Source organism: Salinicola sp. RZ23, from assembly GCF_003206675.1.
Classification (GTDB): Bacteria; Pseudomonadota; Gammaproteobacteria; order Pseudomonadales; family Halomonadaceae; genus Salinicola; species Salinicola endophyticus.
The window spans coordinates 555,230-573,241 of the sequence record NZ_PZJK01000007.1 but is presented as its reverse complement, the minus strand read 5'-3'; the positions used below and the strand labels follow the sequence as shown (position 1 = coordinate 573,241).

The following is an 18,012-nucleotide window of genomic DNA, read 5'->3' as shown; positions in this document are numbered from 1 at the left end:
ATGGCGATAGGGTAGCGGCTGTCCGGTAATGGCCGTCGGGGGATCGCGCACCCGATGGGCGACGAACTGGGCGTCGACGGTAGCAGGGCCTTCACGGCCGGCGTAAATGAATAATAGTGAAACCGTTATAACTATCTACCACCTGGTGCCTATCGCACGTGCCTGTCACGCACCCCTTGTCTCTGACGCTGCCCCTGGCGCCGCCCGGGATGACGCTCTGCCGGCGTTTGGCTACAATAGTCGACCTTTTGGCGCAGCCCGGCGCCGGGTGCCACCCCTGCGGTTGGCGCGGCCTGGCGGGTGCCCACGCTCATGATGGCAGGAGTCCCATGCAAGAGATCAATCCGATCAACAACCTCATCAAGGACCTGTCCGAACGGACAGACGTCCTGAGGGGGTATCTTTGACTATGCCGAGAAGAAAGATCGGCTAGAAGAAGTCTCGCGCGAACTGGAGAACCCCGAGGTCTGGAACGACCCCGACTACGCCCAGAAGCTGGGCAAGGAGCGGGCGTCGCTGGAAGCCGTGGTCGAGACCATCGATACCCTGGACAGCGGCCTGGCCGACAACCGCGAGCTGCTCGAACTGGCGGTGATGGAGGAGGACGATGCCACCGTCGACGAGGTGTGCAAGGAGCTCTCCTACCTCGAGGGGCAGCTGGACAAGCTGGAGTTCCGGCGCATGTTTGCCGGGGAGATGGACGAGAACAACGCCTATCTCGACATCCAGGCCGGTTCCGGCGGTACCGAGGCCCAGGACTGGGCCAACATGCTGCTGCGCATGTACCTGCGCTGGGCCGAGCACCACGGCTTCAAGGCGGAGCTGACCGAAGTCTCCGCCGGCGAGGTCGCGGGCATCAAGTCGGCCACCGTGCATGTTCAGGGCGATTACGCCTTCGGCTGGCTGCGCACCGAGACCGGGGTGCACCGTCTGGTGCGCAAGAGTCCGTTCGACTCCGGCGGGCGCCGGCATACCTCGTTCGCTTCGGTGTTTCTCTCCCCCGAGGTCGATGACAACTTCGAGGTGGAGATCAACCCGTCCGATCTGCGCGTCGACACCTACCGCTCTTCCGGGGCCGGCGGTCAGCACGTCAACACCACCGACTCGGCGGTACGTATCACCCACGAGCCCACCGGTATCGTGGTGGCGTGCCAGAGCCAGCGTAGCCAGCATGCCAACCGCGACTTCGCCATGAAACAGCTCAAGGCGAAGCTGTGGGAGCACGAGATGCAGAAGCGCAATGCCGCCAAGCAGCAGGCCGAGGACAGCAAGGCCGACATCGGCTGGGGCAGCCAGATCCGCTCCTACGTGCTCGACGACCAGCGGATCAAGGATCTGCGCACCGGGGTGCAGACGAGCAACTGCGAGAAGGTGCTCGACGGGGAGTTGGATCAGTTTATCGAGGCGAGCCTGAAACAGGGGCTTTAAAGCGCGTGTCTGCGCTCGACGAGGCGGTGTTGCGCCGGCGCGGATTCGCGCCGGCGCGCCTAGACTCGTCGTCGCTCGACCCCCGCGCTGCTAGCGTTGGCCGGGTTGATACCCTAGAACGGTTCGGGAATTCGACCCCCGCGCTGCGAGCGTTGGCCGGTTGATTCCCTGCGCGCAACATTGCCAGACCCTCTGGCGCTGGGCCAGGGCAAGGCGCGCAGCAGCGGGCCGACGGTTTCACAGATTCGACGGCGTTATCGATTCGAAGACTTCATAGATACGAATTTCCACAGGCGACGACATGGCGAACCAGGACAACCCGCAATCTCCCTCCGCTGCACCGAGCGACGTGCAGGAAGAAAATCGGCTGATCGCGGAGCGTCGCGGCAAGCTGGCGGAACGCCGCGAGCGCGCGGCGGAGCAGGGCGGCAGCGCCTTCCCCAACGCCTTCCGCCGCGACAGCCTGGCGGCTGAGCTGCAGACCGAGCTGGGTGAGCACGACAAGGCGGCGCTGGAGGCGCTGGATCGTCAGGCCGCGGTCGCCGGGCGGGTGATGCGCAAGCGCGGCCCGTTCATCGTGATTCAGGACGTCTCCGGGCAGATCCAGCTCTACGTCGACAAGAAGGGCCTGCCGGCCGAGCTGCTGGCGGATATCCAGAGCTGGGACATCGGCGATATCGTCGCCGGCAGCGGCCCGGTGCACAAATCCGGCAAGGGCGATCTCTACGTCATGCTGCGTCAGGCCGAGCTGCTGACCAAGAGCCTGCGCCCGCTGCCCGACAAGTTCCACGGGCTCACCGATCTCGAGGCGCGCTACCGGCAGCGCTACGTCGACCTGATCATGAACCCGCAGTCGCGGCGGGTTTTCGAGGTACGCTCCGGGGTGATCGCGGCGATCCGGCGCTTCATGGTCGAGCGCGGCTTCATGGAGGTCGAGACGCCGATGCTGCAGCCGATCCCCGGCGGCGCCACCGCGCGTCCCTTCGTGACCCACCACAATGCGCTGGATATCGACATGTATCTGCGCATCGCCCCGGAGCTCTATCTCAAGCGGCTGGTGGTGGGCGGCTTCGAGCGGGTGTTCGAGATCAACCGCAACTTCCGCAACGAGGGGCTGTCGACGCGTCACAACCCCGAGTTCACCATGCTCGAGTTCTACTGGGCCTACGCCGATTACCAGGACCTGCTCGACTTCACCGAGGCGATGATCCGGGATGTCGCCGAGCGCGTGCTTGGCTCCAGCGTGGTGGTCTATCAGGGCACCGAGTACGACCTGGGCCAGCCGTTCCGGCGCCTGACCCTGCGCCAGTCGATCCTCGAGCACGGCGATGGCATCGGCGAGGCGGACATCGATACGCTCGATGGCGCCACTGCCACCTGCCGGCGCCTGGGCATCGAGGTCAAGGCGAGCTGGGGGCTGGGCAAGCTGCAGACCGAGATCTTCGAGGCGGTGGCCGAGCATCGCCTCGATCAGCCCACCTTCATCACCGAGTATCCGGCCGAGGTGAGCCCGCTGGCGCGGCGCAACGACACCAACCCCCACGTCACCGACCGCTTCGAGTTCTTCGTCGGCGGGCGCGAGATCGCCAACGGCTTCTCCGAGCTCAACGACGCCGAGGATCAGGCCGAGCGCTTCGCCGCCCAGGCCGCGGAGAAGGATGCCGGCGACCTCGAGGCGATGTACTTTGACGCCGACTACGTGCGTGCGCTGGAGTACGGCATGCCGCCCACCGCGGGCGAGGGCATCGGCATCGACCGCCTGGTGATGCTGCTGACCGACAGTCCCTCGATCCGCGACGTGCTGCTGTTCCCGGCGATGCGCCCGGAGTGATCACGCCGCCCAGGCCCTTCGATATCGGCCGGCAGGGCGTCGGCGTCTAGCCCAGCGGGGCGACGCCGAGGCCCTCGACCAGGGTTTCCAGGGCGCGCAGGCCGGCGACCGAGTTGCCGTAGCTGTCGAGCCTTGGTGACCACACGCAGAGGCTCATCTGCCCCGGCACGATCGCCACGATGCCGCCGCCCACGCCACTCTTGCCGGGCAGGCCGACACGCCAGGCGAAGTCGCCGGCGGCGTCGTAGAGGCCGCAGGTGAGCAGCAGGGCGTTGAGCTGACGGTTCTGCTGCGGGGTGACGATGACGCTGCCGTCGTCCGGATGCACGCCGCGATTGGCCAGGAAGGCGAACGCCCGTGCCACGTCGACGCAGCTCATCGACAGCGCGCAGCCGTGGAAGTAGACGTCGAGCACCTCGTCGACCTCGCCGTGAAGATTGCCGTAGGCCTTCATCAGATAGGCGAGGGCGGCGTTGCGCGCCTTGTGCGCCATCTCCGAGCTGGCGACCCGGGTGTCGAAGGCGAGCGCCGGGTTGCCCGCCAGACGCCGCGCCAGTTCGCGCATCACCCAGTGGATCGACATGATCCGCGATACCAGCAGATCGGTGACCAGCAGCGCGCCGGCGTTGATGAAGGGGTTGCGCGGGATGCCGCGCTCCACCTCCAGCTGCACGATCGAGTTGAACGCCTGCCCCGAGGGCTCGCGGCCGACCCGCTGCCAGATATCGGCTTCGTCCAGGTGCTGGATCGCGATGATCAGGTTGAGCAGCTTGGAGATCGACTGGATCGAGAACGGCGTATCCGCGGCCCCGGCGCGGTAGACGCGGCCGGCGACGTCGCATACCGCGATGCCGAACTGATCCGGGACCACTTCCGCCAGCGCCGGGATGTAGCTGGCGACGTTACCTTCTCCGAAGTGGCGCGGGGCGTCGCGGGCGATACGCGTGAGCAGGTCGTCGAGGGCGCTGGGGTCGAACGAGGCGGGCATGGCGATGACGGCAATCGGCAGATGGAGGGGGCGCCAGTGTAGGCTGCCGCCGCGCCGATTGCATCCGTCTGCCCGCCGCCGTGCGAGCCTGCGGCGGGCGCGGCAATCCGGTGTTGGTCATGGGCGCGACGAACGCTCATACTGTCGGCGCTGCGCGCAGCGCCGCACCAGTGCGGCTTCGAGATCGCCGGCCTCAGGGCTGGCAAATTCGACGCCGTCGGTTTCGATGCAAAGGGGTGACACCATGAAGCTGCTCAACCGTTCCGCACTCAGCGTGAAGCCCACTCAGGCCTTCGTCGACTGGGTCAATTCGCTCGAACCCACCATGGGCGAGGACGATCTTACCCTCGACGACATCGCGGCGGAGACCACCGTCTATCTGATTCCCGAGATGGATACGCCGGAAGCGCTGGCGGCCTACGTCGAGGAGCGCTGCGTGGATATTCTCGAGAGCGAGCTGCGCGCCTGGGAAGAGGATTCGCGGCAGTGGCCGGAGGTGGTCGATCTGGCGCTGTTCGAGCAGTTCCTGATCGTCGAGCACAGCTATCTGGCGATCGACCTGGATGACGAGGTCGAGCTGGAGACCGCCGAGGTCGATGACGAGCTGCTGATGGAGACCGACGAGGAGTGAGCGAGATCCTGGGCCTGGTTGGACGCCGCCTGCTGCCGGAGGTGGGCGTGGCGGCATGCTGAAACGGTTGTTCGAGGTACGTGACGGCGACGACGGGCTGCCCGGGCGCGAGCGCAAGCTGGCGCTGCTGGCGCTGGTCACCGGCACACAGATGGCGGTGCTCGACAGCGGCATCGTCAATATCGCGCTGCCGACCCTGGCCGACGAGCTCGGCATCAGTGGCGCGGCGTCGATCTGGATCGCCAACGTCTACCAGCTGGTCACCGCGGCGCTGTTGCTCACCTTCGCCGCGCTGAGCCGGGTCATCGGCCGGCATCGGCTCTATATCGGCGGCCTGGCGGTGTTCACCCTGGCATCGCTGGCCTGCGCGCTATCGCGCTCGTTCGAGCTGCTGCTGGTGTCGCGCATGCTGCAGGGGATCGGCGCGGCGGCGATGCTGAGTATCGGGCCGTCACTCTATCGCATCATCTTTCCCACCCGTCTGCTGGGCTCGGCGATCGGGCTCAGTGCGCTTACCGTGGCTTTCGGGATCGCCGCCGGGCCCTCGATCGGCGGTCTGATCCTGCATCTGGCGAGCTGGCCGTGGCTGTTCGCGATCAACGTGCCGGTGGGGCTGCTGGCGCTGTTCCTGGCGCTGCGCTCGTTGCCGCGTGAGCCGGCACAGCGGGTGCGCTTCGATGTCTGGGGCGCGCTGCTGTCGATCGTGATGCTGAGCGGCAGTGTCTTCGCCCTGGATCAATTCGGCCACGGCGGCGGCGGAGCGATGGCGCTGGCCACCCTGGCCCTGGCGCTGGCCTGCCTGGTCGGCTTCGTCTATCGTCAGCGCCACGTCGCCAGCCCGCTGGTGCCGCTGGCGCTGTTCGAGGAGCCGCGCTTCTCGTTCGCCGCGATCACCTCGATGTTCGCCTTCCTGGCCCAGGGCATCGCCTTCGTCGGGCTGCCGTTTCTCTACCAGCGGGTGATGGGCGTCTCGCCGATCGCCTCGGCTTTGCTGTTCACGCCCTGGCCGCTGGTGATCATGGTGATCGGCCCGGTGGCCGGGCGCCTTGCCGACAAGGGCAATCCGGCGCTGATCAGTTCGCTGGGTCTGGGTCTGTTCCTGCTCGGCATGCTGGCGCTGACCGGGCTCGACGCCGACTCCAGCCATCTCGACGTGATCTGGCGCACGGCGCTGTGCGGCGTCGGCTACGGCCTGTTCCAGGCGCCCAACAACCGCGAGATGATCGGCAGCGTGCCGCTGGCGCTGAGTGCCAACGCCTCCGGTGTGCTCGCCTCGGTGCGCACCTTCGGCCAGTCCCTGGGGACTGCGCTGGTGGGTCTGATCCTGGGGCTGTCGTTCGGCTCGCTGACGCTGTCGCTGTGGCTGGGCTGCGTCTCGGTGGTGGTGGCGCTGGCGCTGAGCCTCTACCGGATACCGCTGGCGGCCCGCGATCGACGCGGCTGAGGCAGCGGGTGCCGTCGCCGCGGCGGCCGCCAGACGTTACAATGAACCGACTGGCACAGGAGGTGTTGCATGAGTGTTCAAACCCGCATCGAAGAGAAGTTGGCCGCGCTCGAGCCGCAGTATCTGACGGTCGAGAACGAGAGCCACATGCACCATGTGCCGCCCGACTCGGAAACCCACTTCAAGGTGACCCTGGTCTCCGAGCGCTTCGCCGGGCTGATGCCGGTCAAGCGCCACCAGTTGATCTATTCGGTGCTGGCCGATGAGCTGGCCGGGCCGGTGCACGCCCTGGCGCTGCACCTCTACACGCCGCAGCAGTGGGAAGCGCGTGGCGGCAGTCGACCCGACTCGCCCAACTGTCGCGGGGGAGGCGGGCGGTGATCGCCGACCCCCAACGGCTGCAGTACCTCGAGGCGATGGGCGTTCCGGCCTGGGTCTCGCGCTACCGCTTGATCAACGCCCGACCCACCGAACAGTGTGAGTGGGCGGTGCCGGCGGCGGAGAAGCCCGCGCCGGGCCAGCGTCTTCACGCGCTGCTGGAGACGCCCCCCGCCCATTCCGAACCCGCAGCGCCCGCACCCGCTGTGGCGCCTCCCGAGCCCGTCGAGCGTGTTGAGGGCAGTGCTCCGGTGGCGCGTGCCCGCGCCCTGCTGGGCGAAGATCAGGCACCCGCCGAAGCGCCTGCGCCCGCTGACGATACGACCGCCGCCCCCCCGGCTCCGGTGGCGGCGGCCGCCGAGCGGGCGGCGCCGCTGCGCTTTTCGCTGACGCTGGCGGTGCTCGACCAGCGCTGGTGGCTGCTGCTGCCGGGGGGGCGCGAGGGGCTGTCGTCGGCGGCCCAGGCGCTGCTCAAGCAGATGCTCGTGGCCGCCGGGCTGCCCGGCGACTGGCGTGCGCTTTCGAGCCTCGACTGGCCGCTGATGGAGGCGCCGGTGGACGATCCCGTCAATGAGGCCCGCGACGGCCTGGCGGTGTTCTGTCGCGGTCAGGCGATGCGCAACGGCCTGAGTATCTCCGGCGCCATCGTGATTCCCGGCGCTGATGCCGAGGCGCTGTTCGCGGACGACGACACGCCGTTCGAGGTCGACTGCCACCGCTGGCCGCACCCGGGCACCCTGCTCGGCGACACGGCGGCCAAGCGTGCCTGCTGGCCGCAGCTGCATGCCACTGGCGAGGCGTGGCGGCAGGCGACTGCCGGCACCGCCTGAGCCGAGGCGTCAGCATGAGTGCCATCCCCTCTCTCCCGGCATCGCCGCGTCTGCTGGGCGCGGACGATCTGACGCCCTGGGCCCGCTTCGAAGCGCTCGCTAACGATGATGCCTGGTCGGCCACACTGCTCGGCAGCGCGCTGAGTGACGACACCCTGGAAGTGTGGGGCGTGTTCGAGGCCGCCGAGCTGCGCGCGGTGGCGGTGGTGGCCTATCTGCCGTTCGATGCCGAGCTGCAGTCGATCAGCGTGCACCCCGCTGCGCGCCGGCGCGGTCTTGCCGCGGCGCTGTTGGCGTGGCTGCTGGCGCGGACGGCGCGGCGTGGGGCCGAGCGCATGCTGCTGGAGGTGAGGGCGTCGAACCAGGCCGCGCAGCGGCTCTACCACAAGCTGGGCTTCGCCGAGGATGGCCGGCGGCGGGGGTACTACCGCTGTGATGACGGCGGCAGTGAAGAGGCGGTGTTGATGTCGCGGGGGTTGGCGGCAGGCGCCTCAGCGGAGTAGGCGGTGGCACCGACGACCGGGGCGGTCGCCGGTGCCGCGAGACGGGCTGAGCGGGGCCTCAGGCTCCGGCGTCGCTGGGTGTCTCGTCGAGGGCGCGCAGCTTGTCGAGCAGGCCGCCCAGGCGGCGTTCCCACTCGTCGCGCTCCTGGCGCAGCTGGGCGTTCTCGGCCTTCAGCTCTTCGTTTTCCATCTTCAGCATTTCGATGCTGTCGACGGCATTCTGAATCTTCTGTTCGAGCTGGGCGAAGATCTCTCCGTTCATGACGCTCTCCTTGGGGTTGACGACGGCTGCAGGTGACACAAGCGTGACCGCCAGCCTGCGGTCATGCGGGTGAGTGACGCCCGCGACTGCCGATGACTCGGCTGGCCGCCAGCCTACGTGGCGTGGCCGGCGGCGACAAGCGTCTCGATGTGGAGACGGCAGCACGGGCGGCGTCAGGCCTCCGGCGGAGTGCGCCGGAACAGCCGGGCGTGGCTGTCGCCGGCGCGCAGTTCCCGGTGCAGTTGCCACCCGGGCGGCGACTGCCACGCCAGCTCGTGCTCGGTCTCGACATAGATCCAGGCGTGCGGTTCGAGCCAGCCCCCTTGCTCCAGCCGTTCGCAGGTGGCCGCCGCCAGCCCCTGGCGGAACGGGGGGTCGAGGAACACCAGCCCGCAGGGGGCCGCGGGTCCGGTCAGATAGGCGGCGACATCGCTGCGATGCACCGTGGCCTCAGCCCCCAGCGTGGCCAGGTTACGCGTCAGCGCGGCGGCTACCGGGGCCGCCGCTTCGACGAAGTGTACCTCGCCGGCGCCGCGGGAGAGCGCCTCCAGCCCCAGCGCGCCGGTACCGGCGAACAGGTCCAGTACCCGTGCGGTGTAGCGCTCACTGGCGAGCCAGTTGAACAGCGTCTCGCGCACCCGGTCCGGTGTCGGACGCAGCCCGGGGCTGTCGAGAATCGGCAGCCGGCGGCGGCGAAATTCGCCACCGATCAGGCGCAGTTCGCCGCGCCCACCGTGTGAGGCACGCTGGCCGCGACGGCCGCTGTCGGCGGCAGGGGAGGTGGCCCGCCCGCCCGGGGCGCCACGCTGGGATCGACGTCGATTCATGGCGCGCAATTGTACCCCCGCCACCCTCGCGGTGATAGGATTGACGCTCGATATCGACCTTTTCCGAGGCCGTGTCTACGCCCGCCGGGAAGGCGTCGTCGCCACGGCCATCAGCAGCGAAGTCATCCATGTTCGGACTATTCAAGAGCCGCAAGAAACAGCAGCAGGAGCAGGAAGCCGCCCGCCGGGAAGCGGAGGCGGCCGAAGCGCGCGCCGCCGAGGAGGCCCGCGCCGCCGAGACCGAGGCGCCGACAGCGGACGCCGCGGTGCAGGAGGTGCACCCCGAGCCTGAGGCGTCCGCCGCAGACGAGGTGGTGCAGGCCGCCGACCCCGAGCGCGGCGCTGCGGTCGACTACGCCCCCGAGCCGGTCGAGACGACCGCCGCCCGTGCGGCGCTGGATGCCCCGCTGGCCGACGAGGCCGCGACCTCCGCCCTCGGCGAAACCCCGGCCGAGCCGAGCCGCGAGACGGCACTGGCCCACGATGCCACGGCGCCGAGCGAGAGCGATGCCACGGCGCTGAACGAAAGCGATACCAAGGCGCTGGCCGAGGATGAGCCCGCTACCGACATGGCGCCGGCGGCAGCGGCCGAGGCGGCCCCCGCCGAGGTCGCCGCCAGTGAGCCGCTGCCGGCCGAGAGCGGCGCGTCCGAGAGTCTGCCGGCGCAGGCGCCCCCGGCCCCGCGCGAGAAGCCCAAGGGCGGCTGGCTGGCGCGGGTACGCGCCGGTCTCGGGCGTACCCGCGCCAATCTGACCGATGGCATCGCCGATCTGCTGCTGGGCAAGAAGCAGATCGACGACGAGCTGATGGAGGATCTCGAAACCCAGCTGCTGTTGGCGGACGTGGGCATCGAGGCCACCAGCGAGATCATCGCGCGGCTGACCGAGCGCGTCTCGCGCAAGGAGCTCGCCGATGCCGATGCGCTCTACCGCGCCCTGCAGGAGGAGCTGGCGGCGCTGCTCGAACCGGTGACCCAGCCGCTGACGCTGCCGCCCAAGGGCGAAGGGCCGTTCGTGATCCTGATGGTCGGGGTCAATGGGGTGGGTAAGACCACCACCATCGGCAAGCTGACCCAGCGCTTCCAGAACGAGGGCCGCAGCGTGATGCTGGCGGCCGGTGACACCTTCCGCGCCGCGGCGGTGGAGCAGCTCAAGGTATGGGGCGAGCGTAACCGGGTGCCGGTGATCGCCCAGCACACCGGTGCCGACAGCGCCTCGGTGATCTATGACGCGGTGGCGGCGGCGCGGGCGCGCAAGGTCGATGTGCTGATCGCCGACACCGCCGGGCGGCTGCACAACAAGAGCCACCTGATGGAGGAGCTCAAGAAGGTGCAGCGGGTCATGGCCAAGCTCGACGCCTCCGCGCCCCACGAGGTGATGCTGGTGCTCGACGCCGGTACCGGCCAGAACGCCATCTCCCAGGCCACCACCTTCGACGAGGCGATTCCGGTCACCGGCATCACCCTGACCAAGCTCGACGGCACCGCCAAGGGCGGCATCATCTTCGCCCTGGCCAAGAAGATGGGCACGCCGATCCGTTTCATTGGGGTCGGCGAGACGCTCGACGATCTGCGTCCGTTCGATGCCGACACCTTCGTCAAGGCGCTGTTCGACCGGGACGGTGACGCCGCTTCATGATCGCGTTCGAGCATGTCGGCAAGCGCTACGGCGGGCGTTTCGAGGCGCTCGCCGATATCAATTTCCGGGTCGAGCGCGGTGAGATGCTGTTCCTCACCGGCCACTCCGGCGCCGGCAAGAGCTCGCTGCTGCGGCTGATCATGCGCCTCGAGCGTCCTTCCCGCGGGCGCGTGCTGGTCGCCGGGCACGATCTCGACCGCCTGCACCTCAGCCAGGTGCCCTATTACCGGCGCCAGATCGGGGTGGTGTTCCAGGATCACCAGCTGCTGTTCGACCGCGATATCTTCGCCAATGTGGCCCTGCCGCTGACCATCCAGGGGATCGAGCCCCACGAGGCGGCGCGCCGGGTGCGCGCGGCGCTCGACAAGGTCGGCCTCTTGCACCGCGAGCGCGCGCTGCCGATCGAACTCTCCACCGGCGAACAGCAGCGGGTCGGCATCGCCCGTGCGGTGGTCAACAAACCGGCGCTGCTGCTCGCCGATGAGCCCACCGGCAACCTCGACCCCCAGCTCTCGGCCGATATCATGCGGCTGTTCGAGGACTTCAATCGCATCGGCACCACGGTGCTGATCGCCAGCCACGACCTGGCCCTGATCGCGCGTCTGCGCCATCGCGTGCTCAAGCTGCGCGAGGGGCGCCTGGTCCGCGACGGGGAGGCGGCATGAGCGAACGTCAGCCGGCGCCGCGCGGCGCCCAGCGCGCCCGACCGGGGCCCGCCGGGGGCGGGCGGGCCTGGCTGCGTCACCATCGCGCCATGCTCGGCGACAGTGCCCTGCGCCTGGTACGGCGTCCGCTGGCCACGCTGCTGACGATGCTGGCGATCGCCATTGCGCTGATCCTGCCCGCCGGACTGTGGCTGGTGCTGGACAGCGCCCAGCTGCTCGATGCCCAGCTCGACGAGAGCGCCACGCTGACCGTCTACTTCGATCACGATATCGACGAGAGCCGTGCCCTGGCGCTCTCCGAGACGCTGGGTGCCGAGCCCGGCGTGGCCGGGACGCGGCTGGTGACTGCCGCCGAGGGGCTGGACGAGTTCCAGCGCGCGCTGGGGGTGGACGACGCGCTCAGCCAGCTCGAGCGCAACCCGCTGCCGGCCAGCGTGGTGGTGACACCGGATGACCCCTCCCCGGCCGCGGTGCAGGCGTTGAGCCAGCGTCTCGGCCAGCTGCCGGGGGTGGATGAAGTGCGCCTCGATCTGGCCTGGCTCGACCGCCTGCAGCAGTTGGCGGCGCTGGGCCAGCGGGTGGCGCTGGCGCTGGGCCTGCTGTTCGGGCTCGGGGTACTGCTGGTGGTGGGCAATACCATCCGCCTGGCGGTGGAGAGTCGGCGTCAGGAGATCGAAGTGGTGACCCTGATCGGTGCCACCCACGCCTTCGTACGGCGGCCGTTTCTCTACAGCGGCGCCTGGTACGGGCTCGGCGGCGGCCTGCTGGCGCTGGGCATACTGGCCCTGGGGGGCAACTGGCTGGCCGCGCCGGTGAACGCGCTGGCCGAGAGCTACGGCGCGCGCTTCGCACTACCGACTTTAGGCGTGTCCAACTCGGTTTTTCTGCTGCTTTTTAGTACACTATTGGGCTGGTTGGGCGCGTGGCTCGCCGTCGGTCGTCATCTGGCGGAGACCAAGCCGCGCTAGCGCGTACCGATCGAGACGGCACGCGACGTCTGCGTCATCTTCACGTCAGCTTGGAATGGCAGTAGCGGCTGGCATGGTCATCGTTTCACTCGGGGTAGTCATAGTCTCGAGGCATGATGTCGATAGCCGTCCCAACGCCGGGTCGCGCTGGCTCAACGATTGAACTTTTGTCTACACTCGGGGTCATAGAAGCATTCCTCGATCATAGACAGGCCTAACAACCTGCGGCGGTGCGATGCGACGCCCGAGCGATAGTGCGCTCGGCAACCGGGCACCGCCTAGCATGGAGACACGGCATATGAGCACCAGTCTTCAACCCATCGGAAACCTTTCGCCGGGCCACGACCTCAACGGTTATATCCAGGCGGTCAACGGCATCGCCGTGCTGACGGCCGAAGAGGAGCACGCCCTGGCGGTGCGCCTGCACGAAGAGGACGACCTGGAGTCGGCGCGCCGGCTGATCATGTCGCACCTGCGTTTCGTGGTGCACATCGCGCGCAGCTACTCGGGCTACGGTCTGCCCCAGGCCGATCTGATCCAGGAGGGCAACGTCGGCCTGATGAAGGCGGTCAAGCGCTTCGACCCCTATCAGGGGGTGCGCCTGGTCTCCTTCGCGGTGCACTGGATCAAGGCCGAAATCCACGAATACGTGCTGCGCAACTGGCGGATCGTCAAGATCGCCACCACCAAGGCGCAGCGCAAGCTGTTCTTCAACCTGCGCAGCGCCAAGAAGCGCCTGGCGTGGCTGAACAACGACGAAGTCGACGCCATCGCCAAGGATCTCGACGTCAAGCCCAAGGTGGTGCGCGAGATGGAAGGTCGGCTCTCGGCCTATGACGCCGGTTTCGACGCCAGCCCCGGCGAAGACGACGAGCAGAGCTACCAGGCCCCGGCCCAGTATCTCGAGGACAGCAGCTTCGACCCGGCGGCGCAGCTCGAAGCCGACGACTGGGAGGCGGACTACACCCGCCGCCTGCGTGATGCGCTGGCGCTGCTCGACGACCGCTCGCGGGATATCCTGCAGCGGCGCTGGCTCTCCGAGGAGAAGTCGACGCTGCACGAGCTCGCCGACGTCTACGGCGTCTCCGCGGAGCGTATCCGTCAGCTGGAGAAGAACGCCATGAAGAAGATCAAGCAGCAACTGGGCGACGCTCTCGCTGCCTGATCGAGGACCGGCGCGCCGTCAGGCGTTGCCGGTTCATGCTGTTGGCGTGTCATCCCAGACTTGGCGCGTCAACTCAGGCCTAGGCGTTTGTAGACGCTGCCAAGACATACAAAGCCCGGCCATGCTGATGCATGGCCGGGCTTTTTAGTTCCCCGGTGTCACGCCGGCTGGTGTCGGGTCAGGCGCTGGTGGTGGCGCGCCCGATCAGCAACTGCGCGCCGAGCAGGGTCCACTGGTCTTCCCAGTGGGCGCTCGGCAGGTGGCGGAAATCGCTGCGCACGTACTGACTGATGCGACCCTCGACGAAGGCAGCCAGCAGATTGGCGCTGGCCGAGACGGCGACCCGTGGACGCAGCCCCTCGCGCAGTTCGGCTTCGCGCAGGATCTGCTTGAACTGGGTCTCCAGGCGCTCGAACAGCTGAGACATGCGCGTGCGCAGCCGCGCCGTCTCGCCGGTGAGCACGTCGCCATCCATCAGTCGGCTGAGCCCGGGGTTCTTCTCGGCGAACATCAGCACCAGTTGCACGATCTTTTCGCAGCGCCCCAGGGCCTCCGGCGTCTCTTCGAGAATCCGCCGGATGCGTTCGAACAGGCTCGTCTCGATGAACTCGATCAGCCCCTCGAACATGCGCGCCTTGCTGGGGAAGTGGCGATAGAGCGCCGCTTCACTGACACCGACCTGGCGCGCCAGGGCGGCGGTGGTGATACGTTTGCCGCTGTCCTCTTCCAGCATCAGTGCGAGTGCCTGGAGGATCTGCTCGCGGCGGGAGAGCGTTGAAGTTGCCTGCGTCATGAGCGTTCTTGTCGGTAGTGGTGTCTTGGCTCCTGCCTGGAGTGACTCCGCCCCCTGCGCTGCCGGGGCGATGACGACCCGGACGAGGCAGAGCGGAGCGGGCCTTCCTGGCCCGCGTCGAAAGTGCGCTAGCGTGCGACGATCTGGGTACCGACGCCGGCGTCGGTGAAGATCTCCAGCAGGGTGGAGTGGACCACCCGGCCGTCGACGATCACCGCACTGCCCACACCGCCCTTGACCGCCTCCAGGGCGCAGCGGATCTTGGGCAGCATGCCGCCGTAGATGGTGCCGTCAGCGATCAGCGCGTCGACCTGTTCGGTGGAGAGCCCGGTCATGACATTGCCGTCGGCGTCCTGCAGGCCGGCGACGTTGGTCAGCAGCATCAGCTTCTCCGCCTTCAGCGCCTCGGCCACCTTGCCGGCGACCAGGTCGGCATTGATATTGTAGCTGTGGCCCTCGGCGTCGACCCCGATCGGCGCGATCACCGGAATGTAGTCGGCCTTCGAGAGCATCTCGATCAGATCGGTGGAGATGTGCTCGACCTCGCCCACATGGCCGATATCGATGATCTCCGAGGCGGTCATCTCCGGGGTGCGCCGCTCGACCTTGAGCTGGCGCGCACGGATCTGGGCACTGTCCTTGCCGGTCAGGCCGATCGCCTTGCCACCGCACTGGTTGATCTGGTTGACGATGCTCTTGTTGACCAGGCCGCCGAGTACCATCTCGACCACGTCCATGGTCTCGGCATCGGTGACGCGCATGCCGTCGACGAAGCGCGATTCGATGTTGAGCCGGGCCAGGAGCTGGCCGATCTGCGGGCCGCCGCCGTGGACCACCACCGGATTGATGCCGACCTCCTTCATCAGCACCATGTCGCGGGCGAAGGAGTCGATCAGCGTGTCCTCGGTCATGGCGTTGCCGCCATACTTGACCACGATCGTCTTGCCCGAGTAGCGCTGGATGTATGGCAGCGCCTCGGAAAGGATCTCGACCACGTGGCGCGGGTCGCGTGGGCTAACGCTCATGAGTCGTCACTGCTCCCAGGTTGAAATGAATGTCCCTTGATGCCTGTTCCTGCCTGCCCCGGCGCGCTCAGAACGGCAGCGTCGCGTCGGGCACCACGGCCTCGAGGGCGTGGCGGAAATATCCCTGGATGCGTTCGAGCGCGGCCTGATCCTGGCCCTCGAAGCGCAGCACCAGCATCGGTGTGGTGTTGGAGGCGCGGCACAACCCCCAGCCGTCGGGGTAGTCGACGCGAATGCCGTCCAGCGAGGTCTTGACGCCGTCCGGGCCGAAATCGCCATTCTCCGCCAGGCGCGCGACGATGGCGAACTTGGTCTCGTCGCTGACCGCGACGTTGAGCTCCGGCGTGCTCGGGTCCTGCGGATAGTCGGCGAAGAAGGCGTTCGCGTCCCGCGACTGGCCCGCCAGGATCTCGAGCAGCCGGGCGGCGGCGTAGAGACCATCGTCGAAACCGTACCAGCGCTCTTTGATGAAGATGTGTCCGCTCATCTCGCCGCCGAGCTGGGCTCCGGTCTCGCGCATGCGGGCCTTGATCAGCGAGTGGCCGGTGCGCCACATCTCCGGCTCGCCGCCGGCGCGCTCGATGCGCCGGGGCAGATGGCCGGTGCACTTGATGTCGAAGATCACCCTGGCGCCCGGGTTGCGTTCGAGCATGTCCTCGGCGAAGGCCATCAGCAAGCGATCAGGGTAGATGATCTCTCCCGCTGGGGTGACCACGCCCAGACGGTCGCCGTCGCCGTCGAACGCCAGCCCGATGTCGGCGTCGTGGGCGGCTACGGCGGCGATCAGATCGGTCAGATTCTCGGGCTTGCCGGGGTCCGGGTGGTGATGGGGGAAGTCACCGTCGATCTCGGCATAGAGCGGTACGGTATCCGCACCCAGTGCTGCGATCAGCCTGGGGCCGAGCTCGCCGGCGACGCCGTTGCCGCAATCCACCACCGCCTTGAGCGGCCGCGCCAGGTGCACGTCGCCGAGGATGCGGTCGAGATAGGCCTGGCTCAGATCGCGGCTTTCCAGGCGGCCCTCGCCGTGGCTCAGGTCACCCTGGCGGATACGCGTATGCAGCGCGGTGATCGCCTCGTTGGAGAGTGCCACACCATCGAGCACGATCTTCAGGCCGTTGTAGTCGGGCGGATTGTGACTGCCGGTGACCATCACCCCGCTGGCGCTCTCGGCCAGGGTGGCGGTGGCGAAGTAGAGCACCGGGGTCGGCACCCGGCCGATGTCGATCACATCAATGCCGGCGGCGCGCAGGCCGCGGATCAGCGCCGCCGCCAGGGCGGGCCCGGAGTGGCGCCCGTCGCGGGCGACGATCACGCACTGCTGGCCGCGGGCCTCGGCTTCGCTGCCGATGGCGCGGCCAATCCACTCGACGCCCTCTTCGGTGAGGGTCTCTCCGACCACGCCGCGAATGTCATAGGCGCGAAAGATCGAGGCGGGCACTGCGTTGGCGGGTGTCTGTGGGTCTCGGTTCATGGGGTCTCCTCGGCGGGGCCGCTCCAGCGCTCGAACTCCAGCGATACCGTGGCCTGGCCATCGGTCAGCAGCCACTGCCCCTCCATGCGCGTGGCGTCCAGAGTGATGTTGCGCTCTACCCAGCCGGTCAGCGCCTCCAGCGGAGCCGCCGGCACGCTCAGCACGCGGACCCGGGGCAGGGCACGAATGTCGTCGCCGAGTTTTCTCCACCACTGCTCGGCACTGCGCGGCGAGTAGGGGTAGACGAGCACCGTCTCGGCGCGGGAGAGCCCCTGCTTGATACGCTTGAGCGACGGCTCGCCCAGTTCGATCCAGGCCAGGATGCGCCCGTCGGCGGCGGTGAGCCACAGATCCGGTTCGTCGTCGCTGCTCAGGCCTCGGGTCATGCTCAGTTCGCCCGGCGCCTGATTGGCCGGCGCGTTGAGCGTGTGGGCGTTGTCGATGAACGCGAGCAGCCGCACCATCAGGCGGGTGGCGGTCTCGGAGGGGTGGCATGCCACGGTCAGGGCGTGGGTGGCGTAGTAGTGGTGGTCCAGGTCACTCAGATTGAGCCTGGCCTTGTAGATGGTTGCGCCTAGCGCCACGCGACTCTCCTTGCTCGCTTCACGGTTGTCGCCTCAGGATTTCTATCCTGGGCGCTGGTCACTGCCGGCCGGAATGGCCGAAGCCGCCGGCAGCACGCTCGGTGGCGACGAAGTCTTCGACGATCTCGAGCTCGGCCTGCATGACCGGAACCAGCACGTACTGGGCCAGACGCTCGCCGGGTTCCAGCGTGAAGGTGTCGCGGCCGCGGTTCCAGACCGAGATCATCAGCTCGCCCTGGTAGTCGGAGTCGATCAGGCCGACCAGGTTGCCCAGTACGATGCCGTGCTTGTGGCCCAGCCCGGAGCGCGGCAGCACCACGCCGGCGAGCTGCGGATTGCCGATATGGATCGCCAGGCCGGTACGCACCAGCGCGCTGTCGCCGGGGGCCAGCGTCAGCGGGGCGTCGAGCAGGGCGCGCAGGTCCATGCCGGCACTGCCCTCGGTGGCGTAGTGGGGCAGCGGATAGTCGTGCACGCGCGGATCGAGAATCTTGACCGCGAGCTTGGGCGCGGGCGAGGCGGGGCTGGTCATGACGAAACGTGATTCCTGCAAAAACGTGATGAATAGAATATCGCCAC

General features: G+C 68.1%; 19 protein-coding genes. 11 read left to right on the top strand and 8 right to left on the bottom strand.

Features of this window, described 5'->3' with window-relative positions:
• Positions 1-329: 329 nt before the first annotated feature.
• Together prfB and lysS are read left to right on the top strand one after the other, a co-directional pair.
• Positions 330-1,428, top strand: a protein-coding gene (gene prfB / locus DOM67_RS08760; protein ID WP_110675228.1) for a peptide chain release factor 2 whose coding sequence is annotated in 2 segments (ribosomal slippage) — positions 330-404 and positions 406-1,428 — 1,098 coding nt in all. Because the reading frame shifts where the segments join, the coding sequence is not laid out codon by codon here.
• Positions 1,429-1,729: 301 nt separating this feature from the next.
• Positions 1,730-3,259: a lysine--tRNA ligase gene (gene lysS / locus DOM67_RS08755; RefSeq protein WP_110675227.1), complete on the top strand. Its 1,530-nt coding sequence runs from the start codon at positions 1,730-1,732 to the stop codon at positions 3,257-3,259.
• A 46-nt stretch (positions 3,260-3,305) separates the two neighbouring features.
• Here the strand turns inward: lysS and glsB are convergent, their stop codons facing one another.
• The gene (gene glsB / locus DOM67_RS08750; RefSeq protein WP_110675226.1) at positions 3,306-4,247 is read right to left on the bottom strand and encodes a glutaminase B; all 942 of its coding nucleotides are present in this window, start codon (positions 4,245-4,247) and stop codon (positions 3,306-3,308) included.
• A 244-nt stretch (positions 4,248-4,491) separates the two neighbouring features.
• On the opposite strand from glsB, the gene DOM67_RS08745 reads away from it, so the two are divergent.
• From DOM67_RS08745 to rimI, 5 genes are all read left to right on the top strand, one after another.
• Positions 4,492-4,878, top strand: coding sequence for a hypothetical protein (locus tag DOM67_RS08745; protein ID WP_110675225.1), 387 nt, complete (start codon positions 4,492-4,494; stop codon positions 4,876-4,878).
• Between the two features lie 55 nt (positions 4,879-4,933).
• Positions 4,934-6,322 carry an MFS transporter gene (locus tag DOM67_RS08740; protein ID WP_110675224.1) on the top strand — a complete coding sequence of 463 codons (1,389 nt, stop codon included), beginning with the start codon at positions 4,934-4,936 and terminating at the stop codon, positions 6,320-6,322.
• Positions 6,323-6,391: 69 nt separating this feature from the next.
• Positions 6,392-6,703 (top strand): BolA/IbaG family iron-sulfur metabolism protein, encoded by a 312-nt coding sequence (locus DOM67_RS08735; RefSeq protein WP_110675223.1) that lies wholly within the window; start codon positions 6,392-6,394, stop codon positions 6,701-6,703.
• A complete protein-coding gene (locus DOM67_RS08730) occupies positions 6,700-7,530 on the top strand; it encodes a hypothetical protein (protein WP_110675222.1) in 831 nt (276 codons plus the stop codon). The genes DOM67_RS08735 and DOM67_RS08730 overlap by 4 nt, the downstream gene beginning before the upstream one ends.
• 14 nt (positions 7,531-7,544) lie before the next feature.
• Complete coding sequence (gene rimI / locus DOM67_RS08725) at positions 7,545-8,033, top strand: ribosomal protein S18-alanine N-acetyltransferase (protein WP_110675221.1); 489 nt, start codon at positions 7,545-7,547, stop codon at positions 8,031-8,033.
• Between the two features lie 58 nt (positions 8,034-8,091).
• Here rimI and DOM67_RS08720 read toward each other — a convergent pair whose 3' ends face one another.
• Positions 8,092-8,295: a cell division protein ZapB gene (locus DOM67_RS08720; protein ID WP_110675220.1), complete on the bottom strand. Its 204-nt coding sequence runs from the start codon at positions 8,293-8,295 to the stop codon at positions 8,092-8,094.
• A gap of 173 nt (positions 8,296-8,468) precedes the next feature.
• Entirely contained in the window at positions 8,469-9,122 is a 654-nt protein-coding gene (gene rsmD / locus DOM67_RS08715; RefSeq protein WP_110675219.1) for a 16S rRNA (guanine(966)-N(2))-methyltransferase RsmD, read from the bottom strand.
• A 128-nt stretch (positions 9,123-9,250) separates the two neighbouring features.
• Between rsmD and ftsY the strand changes: the two genes are divergently transcribed.
• The 4 genes from ftsY to rpoH all read left to right on the top strand — a co-directional run bounded on the left by ftsY (position 9,251) and on the right by rpoH (position 13,557).
• Positions 9,251-10,759 carry a signal recognition particle-docking protein FtsY gene (gene ftsY, locus DOM67_RS08710; RefSeq protein ID WP_110675218.1) on the top strand — a complete coding sequence of 503 codons (1,509 nt, stop codon included), beginning with the start codon at positions 9,251-9,253 and terminating at the stop codon, positions 10,757-10,759.
• Complete coding sequence (gene ftsE / locus DOM67_RS08705) at positions 10,756-11,424, top strand: cell division ATP-binding protein FtsE (RefSeq protein ID WP_106419408.1); 669 nt, start codon at positions 10,756-10,758, stop codon at positions 11,422-11,424. Before ftsY ends, ftsE begins: the two co-directional genes overlap by 4 nt.
• A complete protein-coding gene (gene ftsX, locus DOM67_RS08700) occupies positions 11,421-12,392 on the top strand; it encodes a permease-like cell division protein FtsX (RefSeq protein WP_110675217.1) in 972 nt (323 codons plus the stop codon). Before ftsE ends, ftsX begins: the two co-directional genes overlap by 4 nt.
• Positions 12,393-12,690: 298 nt before the next feature.
• Positions 12,691-13,557 (top strand): RNA polymerase sigma factor RpoH, encoded by an 867-nt coding sequence (rpoH, locus tag DOM67_RS08695; RefSeq protein WP_110675216.1) that lies wholly within the window; start codon positions 12,691-12,693, stop codon positions 13,555-13,557.
• Positions 13,558-13,735: 178 nt separating this feature from the next.
• Here rpoH and slmA read toward each other — a convergent pair whose 3' ends face one another.
• The 5 genes from slmA to dut all read right to left on the bottom strand — a co-directional run bounded on the left by slmA (position 13,736) and on the right by dut (position 17,965).
• Positions 13,736-14,350: a nucleoid occlusion factor SlmA gene (gene slmA, locus DOM67_RS08690; protein WP_110675215.1), complete on the bottom strand. Its 615-nt coding sequence runs from the start codon at positions 14,348-14,350 to the stop codon at positions 13,736-13,738.
• A 128-nt stretch (positions 14,351-14,478) separates the two neighbouring features.
• The gene (gene argB / locus DOM67_RS08685; RefSeq protein ID WP_110675214.1) at positions 14,479-15,375 is read right to left on the bottom strand and encodes an acetylglutamate kinase; all 897 of its coding nucleotides are present in this window, start codon (positions 15,373-15,375) and stop codon (positions 14,479-14,481) included.
• A 67-nt stretch (positions 15,376-15,442) separates the two neighbouring features.
• Positions 15,443-16,849: a phosphomannomutase/phosphoglucomutase gene (locus tag DOM67_RS08680; RefSeq protein ID WP_110675213.1), complete on the bottom strand. Its 1,407-nt coding sequence runs from the start codon at positions 16,847-16,849 to the stop codon at positions 15,443-15,445.
• The gene (locus DOM67_RS08675; protein WP_110675212.1) at positions 16,846-17,433 is read right to left on the bottom strand and encodes a YaeQ family protein; all 588 of its coding nucleotides are present in this window, start codon (positions 17,431-17,433) and stop codon (positions 16,846-16,848) included. The genes DOM67_RS08680 and DOM67_RS08675 overlap by 4 nt, the downstream gene beginning before the upstream one ends.
• Before the next feature lie 58 nt (positions 17,434-17,491).
• Entirely contained in the window at positions 17,492-17,965 is a 474-nt protein-coding gene (gene dut / locus DOM67_RS08670) for a dUTP diphosphatase (RefSeq protein ID WP_110675211.1), read from the bottom strand.
• Positions 17,966-18,012 lie beyond the last annotated feature (47 nt).

Coding starts and splice junctions, on each gene's coding strand:
- lysS (WP_110675227.1), top strand. CDS start 1,730: ATGGCGAACCAGGACAACCCGCAATCTCCCTCCGCTGCACCGAGCGAC.
- glsB (WP_110675226.1), bottom strand. CDS start 4,247: ATGCCCGCCTCGTTCGACCCCAGCGCCCTCGACGACCTGCTCACGCGT.
- DOM67_RS08745 (WP_110675225.1), top strand. CDS start 4,492: ATGAAGCTGCTCAACCGTTCCGCACTCAGCGTGAAGCCCACTCAGGCC.
- DOM67_RS08740 (WP_110675224.1), top strand. CDS start 4,934: ATGCTGAAACGGTTGTTCGAGGTACGTGACGGCGACGACGGGCTGCCC.
- DOM67_RS08735 (WP_110675223.1), top strand. CDS start 6,392: ATGAGTGTTCAAACCCGCATCGAAGAGAAGTTGGCCGCGCTCGAGCCG.
- rimI (WP_110675221.1), top strand. CDS start 7,545: ATGAGTGCCATCCCCTCTCTCCCGGCATCGCCGCGTCTGCTGGGCGCG.
- DOM67_RS08720 (WP_110675220.1), bottom strand. CDS start 8,295: ATGAACGGAGAGATCTTCGCCCAGCTCGAACAGAAGATTCAGAATGCC.
- rsmD (WP_110675219.1), bottom strand. CDS start 9,122: ATGAATCGACGTCGATCCCAGCGTGGCGCCCCGGGCGGGCGGGCCACC.
- ftsY (WP_110675218.1), top strand. CDS start 9,251: ATGTTCGGACTATTCAAGAGCCGCAAGAAACAGCAGCAGGAGCAGGAA.
- ftsE (WP_106419408.1), top strand. CDS start 10,756: ATGATCGCGTTCGAGCATGTCGGCAAGCGCTACGGCGGGCGTTTCGAG.
- ftsX (WP_110675217.1), top strand. CDS start 11,421: ATGAGCGAACGTCAGCCGGCGCCGCGCGGCGCCCAGCGCGCCCGACCG.
- rpoH (WP_110675216.1), top strand. CDS start 12,691: ATGAGCACCAGTCTTCAACCCATCGGAAACCTTTCGCCGGGCCACGAC.
- slmA (WP_110675215.1), bottom strand. CDS start 14,350: ATGACGCAGGCAACTTCAACGCTCTCCCGCCGCGAGCAGATCCTCCAG.
- argB (WP_110675214.1), bottom strand. CDS start 15,375: ATGAGCGTTAGCCCACGCGACCCGCGCCACGTGGTCGAGATCCTTTCC.
- DOM67_RS08680 (WP_110675213.1), bottom strand. CDS start 16,849: ATGAACCGAGACCCACAGACACCCGCCAACGCAGTGCCCGCCTCGATC.
- dut (WP_110675211.1), bottom strand. CDS start 17,965: ATGACCAGCCCCGCCTCGCCCGCGCCCAAGCTCGCGGTCAAGATTCTC.